Raw genomic sequence first — 12,971 nt, forward strand, 5'->3', positions numbered from 1 at the left:
GTGGCCGAGGCCGGCCTCGCCGCCGCACGCGAGGAGCGCACGCGGGCACGCGCCGAGGGCGCCGCGCTGCAGGCCCAGCTCGCCAACCTGCGTCTGCTCGCGCCGGTCGATGGCGTGGTCACGCTGCGCGAGGTGGAGCCGGGCACCACGGTCGTGGCCGGCCAGGCGGTGGTGGAGGTGGTCGATCCGGCGACGCTGTGGGTCGACCTGCGCCTCGACCAGGTCAACGCGGGCGGCCTCGCCGCCGGCTTGCCGGCCCGCGTCGTGCTGCGCTCGCGCAGCGGCGAGGCGCTCGCCGGGCGGGTGCTGCGCGTGGAGCCGAAGGCCGACGCGGTGACCGAGGAGATGCTCGCCAAGGTGGTCTTCGACCGCCTCCCCGAACCGATGCCGCCGCTCGGCGAGCTGGCCGAGGTCAGCTTGGCGCTGCCGCCGCTGCCGGCCGCGGCGGTGATCCCCAACGCCGCCGTGCGGCGCGAAGCCGGCGTGGTCGGCGTGTGGCAGGTGCGCGGGGAGGGCGAGCTGCGCTTCGTGCCGCTGCAGCTGGGCGCGAGCGATCTCGACGGGCGCATGCAGGTGCGCGCCGGCCTGGCGGCGGGCGACGAGATCGTCGTCTATAGCGAAGGCGCGCTGCGCGCCGGCCGCCGCATCGAGGTCGTCGCCGCGCTGGACGGAGGCGCCAAATGATCAGCCTCGCCGGGCGCGACATCCTGCACGGCTGGGGCAAGTTCGTGTTCACCGGCATCGGCCTGGGGCTGCTGATCGGCGTCACCCTGGTGATGGCGGGCGTGTATCGCGGCATGGTCGACGACGGCAAGGCCTTGCTCGACAACAGCGGCGCCGACCTCTGGGTGGTGCAGCGCGACACGCTTGGCCCCTACGCGGAGTCCTCCAGCGTCCATGACGACCTCTACCGCAGCCTGCTCGGCCAGCGTGGCGTGGCGGGCGCGGCCAACATCACCTACCTGACCATGCAGGTGCGCAAGGGCAGCGAGGACGTGCGCGCGATGGTGGTCGGCATCGCCGCCGGCCAGGCGGGATCGACGCCGGGCTGGCCGCCCTACCTGGTCGCCGGGCGGCAGATCACCCGCGGCCACTACGAGGCGGTGGCCGACGTCGCCAGCGGCCTTCGCCTCGGCGAGCGCGTGGGCATCCGGCGCAACCAGTACACCGTGGTCGGGCTCACGCGGCGCATGGTGTCCTCGGCGGGCGACCCGATGGTGTTCATCCCGCTCAAGGACGCGCAGGAGGCCCAGTTCCTCAAGGACAACGACGCCATCCTGCAGGGCCGCCGCCGCACCGAGGCCAACCCGGCGCTCAACCGTCCCGGCGTGCCCGGCCTGCTCGACGCGGTGCTCGCCTCGCAGAGCGCCAACCCCTATGTGAATGCCGTGCTGGTCACGCTCGCTCCCGGCCACGCGCCCGACGAGGTGGCCGAATCCATCCGGCGCTGGCAGCGCCACACCGTATATACGCGCGCGCAGATGGAGGGCATCCTGGTTGGCAAGCTGATCGCCACCTCGGCGCGCCAGATCGGCATGTTCCTCGTCATCCTCGCGGTGGTGAGCGCGGCGATCGTCGCCTTCATCATCTACACGCTGACCATGGACAAGATCCGCGAGATCGCGGTGCTCAAGCTCATCGGCACGCGCAACCGCACGATCGCCGCGATGATCCTGCAGCAGGCGGTGGCGCTCGGGCTCATCGGCTTCGTGGTCGGCAAGATCGCCGCGACCTGGTCGGCGCCCTTCTTCCCCAAGTACGTGCTGCTGGTGCCGGCCGACACGGTGGCGGGCTTCGCCGCGGTGATGGCGATCTGCGTGCTCGCCAGCCTGGTGTCGATCCGGCTCGCGCTGCGCGTCGATCCGGCCGAAGCGATCGGAGGCTGACATGGACCGCGCGACGCGCGCCGGCAAGGGCATCCTGATCGAAGGCCTCACCAAGCGCTACGGCAAGGGCGACACCGCGGTGGATGCGTTGAAGGGCGTGGACATGCGCGTCGCCCCGGGCGAGGTCGTCGGCCTGATCGGCCCCTCGGGCTCGGGCAAGAGCACGCTGCTGAAGTGCCTCGGCGCGGTCATCGACCCCAGCGCGGGGCGCATGACCCTGGGCGAGGAGTGCATCTTCGACGCGGGCTGGAAGGTGCGCGACCTGCGCGCCCTGCGCCGCGACAAGATCGGCTTCGTGTTCCAGGCGCCCTACCTGATCCCCTTCCTCGACGTCACCGACAACGTCGCCCTGCTGCCGATGCTCGCCGGGGTGCCGAACGCCGAGGCGCGGGCGCGGGCGCTGGAACTGCTGGGCGCGCTCGACATCTCGCACCGCGCCGCGGCCATGCCCTCGCAGCTGTCGGGCGGCGAGCAGCAGCGCGTCGCCATCGCCCGCGGGCTGGTCAACCGTCCGCCGGTGATCCTCGCCGACGAGCCCACCGCGCCGCTCGACAGCGTGCGCGCGATGGCGGTGGTGCGCATCCTCAACGACATGGCCGCGCAGTTCCAGACCGCGATCATCGTGGTGACCCACGACGAGAAGATCATCCCCACCTTCAAGCGCATCTACCACATCCGCGACGGGGTGACGCACGAGGAGGCGGGGGAGGGGCGGCTGGTGCGCGCGGCCGGGTGAAGGCCGCTCGTGTGGGGAGGTCGGCGGGTTCCGCGATGCCGCGCGCGACCGGCAGTGCGGCGCGGAAGGTTTTTGCCTCGGGGCATGGAACATTTTGCGCGGCGCTTCGTTTCATTGTGCAGGAAGGCGATTCCGCCCCCTGAACCCACGACGAAAGGACCTCTTCGACATGCAATCCCGTTCCTCCTCCCGCCTGCTGGCCTGCGGCGCGGTCGCGATCTTCGCCGGCCTGCTGTCCATCACCCCGGCCGTGGCGGCCGACAGCCATCGCCACGATACCCACGCCGCGGTCCTTCAGCTCGACCACGGCGCCAGATGGCAGACCGACGCCGCGCTCAGAACCGGCATGGAGGCGATCCGCGACGCGCTCGCGCGGGCCATCCCGCAGGTGCATGCGGGGCGCTTCGATGGCGCGCAGTATCGCGCGCTGGCCGAGAGCGTCGAAGGGCAGGTCGCCTACATCGTGCAGAACTGCAAGCTGAAGCCCGAGGCGGACGAGGTGCTGCACGCGATCATCGGCAGGCTCGGCGAGGGCGTCGAGGTAATCGGCGGCCACGCCGCCGGAACGAAGCCGGAGGAGGGCGTCGTCCACCTCGCGCAGACCCTCGACGACTACGCCGCGCACTTCGACCACCCGGGCTGGAAAGGGCTGGAGACGGGACACTGATTCGACAGCGGCAGCGGAGGACGGCCTGGTGACGGATCTCCCGCGCGCATGATCGGCGAGCGTCCGAGCAGTGGGGCGGACGCGGGCGCGGACACGGGCGAGGCGCGCGAGCTCGCCCGCGCCCGCGCTGGCGACGTGGCCGCCTTCGGCGCGCTCGTCCGCCGCCATCAGGAGCGCGTGTTCCGCTTCCTCCACCGCATGCTCGATGCCCGCGAGGAGGCGATGGAGCTGAGCCAGGACGTCTTCGTCAAGGCCTGGCAGGCCTTGCCCGGCTGGCGCCCCGAGGCGGCCTTCTCCACCTGGCTGCTGCAGATCGCGCGCAACGCGGCGCTCGACCAGTTGCGCCGCCGGCAGGTGGTGCGCTTCGCGCCGCTGGAGGAAGGCCTGGAGGTCGCCGACGAGGCCCCGGGGCCGGAGGCCCGCTATGCCAGCCGACAACGCCAGGCCCAGCTCGAGCGCGCGCTGCGGCGGCTCGCCGCCGAGCACCGCGAGATCCTGCTGCTGCGCGAGGTCGAGGGCCTGGCCTACGGCGAACTGGCGAGCGTCCTCGGCATCGCCGAGGGCACGGTGAAATCCCGCCTCGCACGCGCACGCAGCGCCTTGCTCGAACATTTCGACCCGCACACCGGAGCCTCCCATGAATAGCTCTTGTCCCACAGGGTCGTGCCCTTCCGGGCCGTGCCCCGCCGACGAAGCGCTGTCGGCCCTCGCCGATGCGGCCCTGCCCTCCGAGGCCGGCACCGGACTGATCGCGCACTGCGCGGGCTGCCCGCGCTGCACGCGCCGGCTCGCCGAATTGCGCGCCCTGCGCGACGCCTTTGCGGCGCTCCCCGCCATCCGCCTCGAGGTCGATCTGGCAGCACAGCTGGTCGACCGCCTGCAGGCGGGCGCGACGCCGGCCGCGCGCAAGCGCAGGCAGAGCCCCTGGTGGGTGCGCTGGGCGGATCGACTCCGCCCGCCGACGCCCTGGCGCTTCGGCCTCTCTCCGTTCGCCGGTTCCGTCGCAGCCGTCGGGCTCGGGCTGTGGCTGGGCGGACTGCTGATGGAGCTCGAAGCGCCGCGGTCGCCGCCTGCAGCGAACACGACGTTGGCCGCCATGAGCGTGTTCGGCGCCGTCCCACCGGGAAATCTCTGTCCGCGGGCCGGGGCCTGCGGCGCAAGCGGGAGCACGCGATGAAGACCACCAAGCCTGGAATGGCGCTGCTGCTGTCGGTCGCGCTCAACCTCGGCGTGCTCGGCGCCGTGCTGCTGGATCGGCTCGGGCCGGGTGCCGCCGCCACGCCGGCGCCACCCCTTCATCGGGTATTGGCGCTCGACGAGGCGCAGCGCGCGCGTTGGGAGGCGGTCGAAGCGCCCTTCCTGCAGCAGTTCGAGGCGGCCGCCGTCCGCCTGGAGCGTCACCGCCACGCCCTCGTCGAAGCGCTCTTCGCCGAGTCGATCGACCCGCTGCGCATCGAAGCCGAGCGTGCGGCGATCGCCGAGCTGCAGCAGGCCCAGCAGCGCCTGATCATCGAGCAGCTGATCGCCGAGCGCGCGATCCTCAACGTGCGCCAGCGCGAGCAGCTGCTCGGCCTGCTCCTTGCCCAGCCGCCGGCACGCACCACGGTCGAGGACCTGCACGCGCGCCCGACGCGCTAGCGCATCTCGAACGCCTCCTGGTGGAAGCGCGCGCCGCCCATGCCGAGACCGCGCAGGCCCTCGCGCAGGCTGGTGGCGAGGCCGTGCGGCCCGCAGAACCAGATCTCCGGCGCCGCGCCCGCGCGCGGGCGGTCGCGCAGCGTCGCCGCGGTGAGGCGCTCGTTGCGGGCGCCGCTGATCACGTGCAGGCGCACCGCGGGCAGGTTTGCGCACAAGGCCTGGAGGCGGGCGACGAAGGGGTCGGTCGCATGCTCGCGCACGCTGTAGTAGAAATCGACGTCGGGCGCCTGCTCCGGCCTCGCCTGCAGCGCCTCGAGCCAGGCGAGGAAGGGGGTCACGCCGATGCCGCCGGCGATCCAGATCTGCTCCCGCCCGTCCAGCGACTGCGGCAGATCGAAGCATCCATAGGGGCCTTCGACCTGCATGGGCCGACCCGGCTGCAGGCGCTGCGCGAGGCCGCGGGTGTAGTCACCCAGGGCCTTGATCTGGAAGCGCACCCGATGGTCGCCGCGGTCGGCGCCGGCGATCGTGAAGGGATGCGCACCCTCCAGGCGATCGAAGGTCGCGAAGGCGAACTGCCCCGGCCGGTGTCCGCGCCAGCCCTCGTCGAGCCGGCAGACCACCTCGGTGACGCCCGCGCCGGCGTCGCGGACCGACTCCACCACACCGCCGACGCGGCGGTCCTGGCCGATGCGCCCGGCCAGCACCCGCACGCTGGCGACGCTGCCGGCGGCGATCAGGCTCGCCAGCAGCACGCCGACCGGTTGCGTCCAGTAGTCGAGCGGCGCCAGGAAGGCGGCATGGAAGGCGAGCGCCAGGTACAGGACCGGCATCCCCTTGTGAACGTAACGCCAGATCCGGAACGGGAAGCGCTTCCACAGCGTCAGCACCAGCATCGCCAGCAGCGCGTAGATCGCGAACTCGCCCAGCTCCTCGGCGACGTCGCGCATGGCTTCGAGCAGGCCGCCGCCGTGATCCTTGGGCAGGCGCCCCTCGCGCCCCCACAGCGTCTTGATGAGGTCGTCGGAGAGCTCGACCAGCCAGTGCAGTGCCGCGAAGCCGACCGCGAGGATGCCGGCCCATTTGTGCACACGGTAGATGCGGTCCATGCCGCCGAAAAAGCGCTCCAGCCGGGCCGGACGGGTGGCGAGCACCATCGCCAGCGACATCAGCGCGAAGGACCCCAGGCCGGTGAGCGTCAGCGCGTGCTCGCGCACCGCCCAGGGATTGCCCGGCGCGCTGGCGACGGCGCCCGTCGCCGATAGCATTTCCACGCCCCAGGCCAGGCCGACCAGGACGATGAAGGCGGACAGAAAGCGTTTCATGATCCGGTCCCTCCTTCAGTCGTCTTCGAAGTAGCCCTTCGCGGCGTCGATGTGGCACGCGGTGCAGTTGGCCTTGCTGCCGACGTCCTTGCGGGTCCACTCGGAGCGCGGGACCTCGTCGTGCTCATGTACCCACTTCGGCAGTTCGGTGATGCGCAGGGGGGCATCGCCGGGGCGCAGGCCACGCAGCAGCTTGCCCGGCTGCCCGCGCGCGTCGCCGGCGTGATCGACGAGGTAGCGGGTGATCGCGGCGGTGGTGTCGGTATCGACGCTGGCGTCGTCGCCGAAATGGTTCTCCAGTTCGCCCATCATGCGTCTCCACGACGCCGCGGGCAGCATCGACGCCGGAAAGGCGATGTGGCAGCTCGCGCACTCCTGCACGGTGAGCGGGTCGGTGACCGGCGGATAGAAGTCGTCGTCGCCGGCCTGGGCGCGGCCGAGCAGCATGAGGGTCACGGCGATCGCGGCGGCACCGAGGGCGAGGGGGCGAAGGGCGGGGGTCTTCATGACGGGTCTCCGGGGTGGCGTTATTGGGTGCTCATCCAGGCGAGCCAGTCGCCCTTCTCGCGTGCGCTGCACTCGCGGCCGAGCACCTCGTTGCAGTTGCGCTTGAACCATTTTTCGACCTTCGCCGGATCGCCGTAGCGTGTGGCCGACACCGACACCGCCATCGGCTCGATGGCCTTGCCGGTGCGGGTCTGGCCGGCGGCGCGCGCGTTCTCGCCATGGCAGGAGGTGCAGGCGGGCGTGTCGGGCTTGCCGAGGCCGTGGCGGGTGCGGTGCAGGGCTTCGCCGCGTGCAGCGGAAAAACCCGCAAAGGCGGGGTCGGCGACGCGCGCCTCGGCGGCGTAGCGCTCCAGGAGGGCGGTGCTCGGGGCGGCGAGCGCCCCGGCACTGGCGGCGAGGCCGCACAGCAGCGCAAACGCGCGGAATTGGCTGTTCATGGTTCGTTCCTTGATCCGGGCTGAAGACTCGACCGGACGGGCATCGCGGATGCCAGTCGTCCGGAATCGCGAGCCCAGTGTGCAAGTGCGCCACTGAATCGAACCTGAACGGAGAAAGAGCGTGCGCCAAGGAGCGGCGGGGACGGGCGCCGATGCGCCCGCACGCCGCCCGCGCTCAGCGCATGTCGAAGAGTTCCTGGTGGAAGTCGGCCGCCGGCAGGCCCCGGGCGACGAAGCCCTCGCGCAGGGCCTGGCCGAAACGGCCGGGTCCGCAGAACCAGACGTCCGCCTCGGCCCATCCCGGCACCGTGTCGCAGATGCGCGCCACGTCGAGGCGGCCGTCGCGCGCGCTCACCAGCACGTACAGCCTCACGCCCGCCGCCTGCGCATCGCGCTGCAGGCGGGCGATGAACTCCTGGTCGGGTTCGGCGGTGCTGTAGAACAGATCGACCTCGCGCCCGTCGGGCGCCACCGCGAGCGCCTTCATGCGGGCGATGAAGGGCGTGATGCCGATGCCGCCGCCGACCCAGATCTGCCGGCGCTTGCCGCCGACGCTGCCGCTGGCGAAATCGAAGCGGCCATAGGGGCCTTCGACGGTGACGAGGTCGCCGACGCGGAGCAGTTCGCGCAGGCGGGCGGTGTAGTCGCCGATGCCCTTGATCAGGAAGAACAGGCGGCCGTCCCCCTGCCAGCCCGAGGAGATGGTGAAGGGGTGCGCGCCTTCGTCCGTCGAAAAGGTGACGAAGGCGAACTGCCCGGCTTCGTGCCCCGGCCAGCGGTCCTTGAAGCGGATCGCCACCTTGAGCACGCGGTTGTCGGGGAAGGGCACCAGCTCCTCGATCTCGCCCACCGCCTTGCGCCGATGGCCGACGCGTCCGGACAGGGACACCACGGCGGCGACGCTGCCGCCGGCCATCAGCACGGCGAGCACGATGCCCATCGGCTGCGCCCAGTAGGCAAAGGGCGTCAGCAGCACCGAGTGGAAGACCAGCGCGAGGTAGGCGAGGGCCAGCAGGCGGTGGGTCTTGAAGAACAGACGGTACGGAAAGCGCTTCGCGAGCGCGATCACGATCAGCACCACCGCCGCGTAGAAGGCCCACTCGCCGACCGATTCCGCCAGGCCGCGCTGGGCGCGGAAGAAGCTCTCGACGGGGTCGGTGAGCGTCGGCTTCGGCCCCCGCTCGGGCTTCACCAGCCAGCCCCAGCCCACCGCCCACTTGGTGCCCTGCGCCCACAGCCAGTGGATCACCGCGAACACCAGGCCGGTGATGCCCAGCCACTTGTGCAGGCGATAGGTCTTGTCGAGCCCGTCGAGCAGCGGCTCGACCCGCACCGGGCGCAGCGCCAGGATCATCCCCACGCTCATGACGCCGATGCCGATCACGCCGGTGTAGTTGATCGCCACCGTGCGCAGGGCGAAGTATTCGTAGCCGTTGGGCAGCAGCGGATCGGCCATCCACCACAGCAGGCTGAGCAGCAGCAGGAGCGCCGCGTACGCAAACCGGATGTTCTTCATCATGTTCTCCGTTCGATCGCATTTCGGTGCGCGCACCGAGGCGCGGCCAGCGTGCCTCGTCGAGCGCCACCTCCCGGTAGTATCCGCGCCGAACCCGCCGCCGGTCTTGTCGCCGGACAAGGCCGGTGCGCATCGCATGGCGACGCCGTCCCGGGGCCGGCCGTTCAGGTCCGCTTAAGGATCGCGGCCGCATGCTGCGGGCTGTCCCGACCACGGAGCCTTTCCAATGATGACCAAGAGCTTGATTTCGACGCTGCTACTGGCGCTTGCCGCCGGGATCGCCACCCACGCCCGCGCAGCCGGGGACGAACCGACGGCGCTGTCGCCGCAGGCCTGCCAGGCGCTGCACCAGGAACTCGATGCCGTGGAGGCTCACGTGCGCGAGGCGCGCGCGCGCGGCGCCGCGCAGGCGAACGCGCCCGCGCCCTACCAGACCCTGGCGCAGGCGCTGGAGGCCCACCTCGATACCCTGCAGGCCGGCCTGCCGGCGCCGACGCCGGCGACGCAGCGCGCGCAGGCCAGCGAACTGGTGAGCGACATGCGCGACGCGCTGGTCCTGGTGCGCGGCGCCACCCATCTCGAAGCCCGCCTGCTCGCGGTGCAGCGCCTCGAAGACGATCAACGCCTCTACAATCGCGTCCTGGAGACCCTGGGGTGCTCCGCCAGCCGACCCACCGCCCTGTGAACCGATGACCTCCATCACGCCGCGCCAGGCCCTGCTGCTCTCGCTCGCCGCCGCGCTCAGCACCATCGCAATGAAGACCGGCGCCTGGTGGCTGACCGGCTCGATCGGCTACCTGTCCGACGCGCTCGAGTCGGTGGTCAACCTGGCCGGCGCCGGTTTTGCGCTGTGGATGGTGTCCTACGCGCAGCGCCCCGCCGACGAGGATCACCAGTACGGCCACGGCAAGGCCGAATACTTCTCCGCCGCGTTCGAGGGCGGGCTGATCTTCATCGCCGCGCTGATCATCCTGCTCACCGCCGGCGAGCGCCTGCTCAATCCGCAGCCGATCGGCGCACTGGGGCTCGGCACCCTGCTGTCGGTCGGCGCGAGCCTGATCAACTTCCTGGTCGCGCGCGTGCTGCTGCAGGTCGGCCGCGCGCACCGCTCGGTCGCCCTCGAAGCCGATGCACGCCACCTGATGGCCGACGTGTGGACCACCGCGGGCGTGGTGTGCGGCGTCGGCCTGGCGGGTGCTACGGGCTGGAGCTGGCTCGATCCGGTGGTGGCCGGCGCGGTCGCGCTCAACATCCTGCGCGAGGGCTGGGAGCTGATGCGACGCTCGATCGACGGCCTTATGGACCGCGCCCTGTCCGAGGCCGAAGTTGCGGCGATCGAGCGCACGCTGGCCGAGGCCGCGCCCCCGGGATGCTTCCACAGCAAGCTCACCACACGCGCCGCGGGCGCGCTGCACTTCGCCCACATCGAGCTGTGCGTGCCCGGCGACTGGACCGTCGCCGAGGCCCACGCCGTCGCCGATGCGCTCGAACGCGTCGTGCTCGAGCGCACCGGCACCCGCCTCGCCACCCACCTCGAGCCCATCCCGCCGACCATCCTGCAGGGCGGGGAAGGGCACCCGGACCGCGCGGCCGCCGCACGGCCCTAGACCAGACCCCATCCTCCCGATGCACCTGCTCATCGTCGAAGACGACCGCACCATCGCCGAGAACCTCTACGACTACCTCGAGGCGCGCGGCCACCAGTGCGACTACGCCGACTCGATCGCGGCGGCCTCGGCGCTGCTCGCGCGCAGCGCGTTCGACGCCCTGGTGCTCGACCGCAACCTGCCCGACGGCGACGGCCTCGCGCTCGCGCGCCGGCTGCGCAGCGAGGGCCGCGCCACGCCGATCCTGGTGCTGACCGCGCGCGACACGCTGGAAGACAAGCTGCTCGGCTTCGAGGCCGGTAGCGACGACTACCTGGTGAAGCCCTTCGCGCTGCAGGAGCTCGAGGTGCGCCTGCTGGCGCTGGCGCGGCGCAGCGCCGTGTGGGCGGCCGACCCGGTGCTGCGCTACGGCGCGCTCGAGTTCCGGGCCGCGACCCAGGCGCTGTGCCTGCACGGCCGCCCGCTCACGCTGCCGCCGAAGCCCCTGCGCCTGGTCGCCGAGCTGCTCGCCCAGCCCGAGCGCGTGTTCTCGCGCCGCGAGCTCGAGATCGCGGTGTGGGGCCACGAGCAGGACAGCAGCGACAACCTGCGCAGCGTGCTGCACACCCTGCGTCGCGCCCTCGGCGACGACGCGCCCATCCAGGTGGTGAATGTCCATGGCCTCGGCTACAAGCTCGTCGGCCGCTGAGGGCGGTGCGCGCTGCGGTGGCCGGCGCTGGCTGCCGGGCGGCATGCGCTTTCGCATCGCGGTGTCGGTCACGGCCGTGCTGGTCGTGCTCATCGTGGCGCAGTCGCTCGCGCTGGTGCGGCTCAACGAAGAGATGGAGGAGGAGTTCATCGACGGCACGCTCGACGAGCAGCTGCACTACAGCATCGAGCACAGCCGCCGCCTCGGCACCCTGATCGGGCCGCAGACGCCGAACATGACGCTCTACCGCTTCGCCCCCGGCGAGACGCCGCCGCAAGGGCTCCGCCCCGAGCTGGCCGCGCTCGCGGTGGGCGACCATGAGGACTGGTCCGCCGGGCGCGAGTTGCACGTCGCGGTGCGCGAGGCCGACGGCCAGCGCTACGTGCTGATCTACGACGAATCCGAACATCGCGAGCGCGAGTCGGCCGTGGTCGCCACGGTGGTGATTGGCGGCCTGGTGCTGACCGCCTTGTCCTTCCTCCTCGTGTACGCCATCGCCGCACGGCTCACGCGCGGGCTGGAGACGCTGGCCGAACGTGTCGAGGAGGGGCGCGATGGCGAGCCCTTCGCCGAGGATGGGCTCGACGCCGAGCTCCTGGTGGTGGCGCGCGCGCTCGACCGCGCCGAGGCGCGCCAGGCCGCCGTGCTGGCTCGCGAGCGCGATTTCAACGCCAACCTGTCGCACGAGCTGCGCACGCCGCTCGCCGGCATCCGCAGCGACGCCGAGATGCTGCTGATCGATCCGGCGCTTTCCGACAAGGCCCGCCGCCGCGCCGAGCGCATCATCGCCACCACCGACCGCACCACCACGCTCGCCCACAGCCTGCTGCTACTCGCCCGCGAGGCGCGGCCGCAGGCGCTCGAGCCGATCGACGTGGGCGCGGCGGTGCGCCAAGCCTGGGCCCGCTTGCACCCGCCCGCGGCGGAGGCCGAGGCGCCCAGCATCCGCATCGACCCCGGGGCCGAGGTCGTCGCCGACCCCAGCCTGCTGGTGCTGGTGCTGCACAACCTGCTGGAGAACGCGCTGCGCCACGGCGAAGGGCGTGCGATCGAGGTGGTGCTGGAAGGGCGGCAACTTGCCGTGTGCGACCGCGGCCCCGGCTTCGGCAGCGAGGACCCGATGCGCAGCTTCGAGCGCTTCCGCCGCGGCGGCGGCAAGCCGGGGCACGGCCTCGGCCTGGCACTGGTGCAGCACATCTGCACCGCCTGCGGATGGACGGTGCGCGCCGCCAACCGTCCCGACGGCGGCGCCTGCCTGACGATCGACTTCGAACCCGCCGCCGCTTGAGGCCCACCGGGCGCAGCGCGGGCAGATCGCGCTCACACTTTCCTCACACCCGCATCACGCTTTCCTCACGCGCGCCTGCGTAGATTGCGCCGATCCTCCCCAGGCTCCGCGCAACCATGTCCGAACCGCGTCTGTCCATCGTCCCGCCCCGCGCGCCCTCTGCCGCCGCCCCGACGTCCGTCGGCCGCGGCGCGCAGGGGGCTTCGCCGTTCGCTTCCGCTTGGGCCGCCGCGCGGCGCTGGCGCCCGCAGCTGTCGATCGAGGGCCTGCTGATCGGCCTCGGCCTCTATTTTGCGTTCGCCTGCAACACCCCGTTCTGGCGCGCCCTGCTCGCCAGCCGCGGCGGCGAGGGCGGCGGCCTTTTTTACGTGCTCGCGCTCGGCGTGGCGCTCGCCGCGCTCAACGTCGTGCTGCTCGCGCCGCTGCTCAACCGCTGGACGACCAAACCGCTGCTGGGCGGGTTGATTCTCGTGGCCGCGGTGTCGAGCTACTACGCCGGTCACTTCGGCGTGTATTTCGACCCCAGCATGCTGCGCAACGTGTTGCGCACCGACCTCGCCGAGGCGCGCGAGCTCCTCACGCCCGGCTTCTTCCTGCAGGTCGCCGCGCTGGCCCTGCCGCCGCTCGTCTTGCTCGCGCGCGCGCGCCTGCGCCGGCGCCCGCTGCGGCGCGCGCT

Annotated in this window: 16 protein-coding genes; 12 read left to right on the top strand and 4 right to left on the bottom strand. The window is 72.1% G+C overall.

Going from position 1 to position 12,971, the window contains the following annotated elements:
* From C667_RS13810 to C667_RS13840, 7 genes are all read left to right on the top strand, one after another.
* The coding region (locus tag C667_RS13810) for an efflux RND transporter periplasmic adaptor subunit (protein ID WP_039921584.1) at positions 1–684 on the top strand (684 nt) is incomplete at its 5' end.
* On the top strand, positions 681–1,886 hold the full coding sequence (locus C667_RS13815) for an ABC transporter permease (protein ID WP_004366188.1): 1,206 nt from the start codon (positions 681–683) through the stop codon (positions 1,884–1,886). The genes C667_RS13810 and C667_RS13815, both read left to right, overlap by 4 nt.
* A 1-nt stretch (position 1,887) precedes the next feature.
* Positions 1,888–2,622: an ABC transporter ATP-binding protein gene (locus C667_RS13820; protein ID WP_004366190.1), complete on the top strand. Its 735-nt coding sequence runs from the start codon at positions 1,888–1,890 to the stop codon at positions 2,620–2,622.
* Between the two features lie 169 nt (positions 2,623–2,791).
* Positions 2,792–3,289, top strand: a complete 498-nt coding sequence (locus tag C667_RS13825) for a hypothetical protein (RefSeq protein ID WP_004366191.1) — start codon at positions 2,792–2,794, stop codon at positions 3,287–3,289.
* Between the two features lie 48 nt (positions 3,290–3,337).
* Positions 3,338–3,934: an RNA polymerase sigma factor gene (locus C667_RS13830; RefSeq protein WP_004366194.1), complete on the top strand. Its 597-nt coding sequence runs from the start codon at positions 3,338–3,340 to the stop codon at positions 3,932–3,934.
* Positions 3,927–4,466 carry an anti-sigma factor gene (locus tag C667_RS13835; RefSeq protein WP_004366196.1) on the top strand — a complete coding sequence of 180 codons (540 nt, stop codon included), beginning with the start codon at positions 3,927–3,929 and terminating at the stop codon, positions 4,464–4,466. The genes C667_RS13830 and C667_RS13835 overlap by 8 nt, the downstream gene beginning before the upstream one ends.
* A complete protein-coding gene (locus C667_RS13840; RefSeq protein WP_004366198.1) occupies positions 4,463–4,927 on the top strand; it encodes a periplasmic heavy metal sensor in 465 nt (154 codons plus the stop codon). The genes C667_RS13835 and C667_RS13840 overlap by 4 nt, the downstream gene beginning before the upstream one ends.
* Here the strand turns inward: C667_RS13840 and C667_RS13845 are convergent.
* The 4 genes from C667_RS13845 to C667_RS13860 form a co-directional block, all read right to left on the bottom strand.
* Positions 4,924–6,252: a ferredoxin reductase family protein gene (locus tag C667_RS13845; RefSeq protein WP_004366200.1), complete on the bottom strand. Its 1,329-nt coding sequence runs from the start codon at positions 6,250–6,252 to the stop codon at positions 4,924–4,926. The genes C667_RS13840 and C667_RS13845 overlap by 4 nt on opposite strands.
* A gap of 15 nt (positions 6,253–6,267) precedes the next feature.
* Positions 6,268–6,759: a diheme cytochrome c gene (locus C667_RS13850; protein ID WP_004366202.1), complete on the bottom strand. Its 492-nt coding sequence runs from the start codon at positions 6,757–6,759 to the stop codon at positions 6,268–6,270.
* A gap of 20 nt (positions 6,760–6,779) precedes the next feature.
* Positions 6,780–7,196 carry a DUF1924 domain-containing protein gene (locus C667_RS13855; RefSeq protein WP_004366204.1) on the bottom strand — a complete coding sequence of 139 codons (417 nt, stop codon included), beginning with the start codon at positions 7,194–7,196 and terminating at the stop codon, positions 6,780–6,782.
* A gap of 175 nt (positions 7,197–7,371) precedes the next feature.
* Positions 7,372–8,712 (bottom strand): ferredoxin reductase family protein, encoded by a 1,341-nt coding sequence (locus tag C667_RS13860; RefSeq protein ID WP_004366206.1) that lies wholly within the window; start codon positions 8,710–8,712, stop codon positions 7,372–7,374.
* 226 nt (positions 8,713–8,938) lie between these two features.
* Here C667_RS13860 and C667_RS13865 point away from each other — a divergent pair, with 226 nt between their 5' ends.
* The 5 genes from C667_RS13865 to C667_RS13885 all read left to right on the top strand — a co-directional run.
* Entirely contained in the window at positions 8,939–9,397 is a 459-nt protein-coding gene (locus tag C667_RS13865) for a hypothetical protein (protein WP_004366208.1), read from the top strand.
* Between the two features lie 4 nt (positions 9,398–9,401).
* Positions 9,402–10,319 carry a cation diffusion facilitator family transporter gene (locus C667_RS13870; RefSeq protein WP_004366209.1) on the top strand — a complete coding sequence of 306 codons (918 nt, stop codon included), beginning with the start codon at positions 9,402–9,404 and terminating at the stop codon, positions 10,317–10,319.
* Between the two features lie 19 nt (positions 10,320–10,338).
* Positions 10,339–11,007 carry a response regulator transcription factor gene (locus C667_RS13875; RefSeq protein WP_004366211.1) on the top strand — a complete coding sequence of 223 codons (669 nt, stop codon included), beginning with the start codon at positions 10,339–10,341 and terminating at the stop codon, positions 11,005–11,007.
* On the top strand, positions 10,976–12,295 hold the full coding sequence (locus C667_RS13880; RefSeq protein WP_211207712.1) for a sensor histidine kinase: 1,320 nt from the start codon (positions 10,976–10,978) through the stop codon (positions 12,293–12,295). The genes C667_RS13875 and C667_RS13880 overlap by 32 nt, the downstream gene beginning before the upstream one ends.
* 116 nt (positions 12,296–12,411) lie before the next feature.
* A partial coding sequence (locus tag C667_RS13885) for a phosphoethanolamine transferase domain-containing protein (protein ID WP_004366215.1) occupies positions 12,412–12,971 on the top strand: 560 nt, incomplete at its 3' end.

This window comes from Thauera phenylacetica B4P (assembly GCF_000310225.1).
GTDB classification, from domain to species: Bacteria; Pseudomonadota; Gammaproteobacteria; order Burkholderiales; family Rhodocyclaceae; genus Thauera; species Thauera phenylacetica.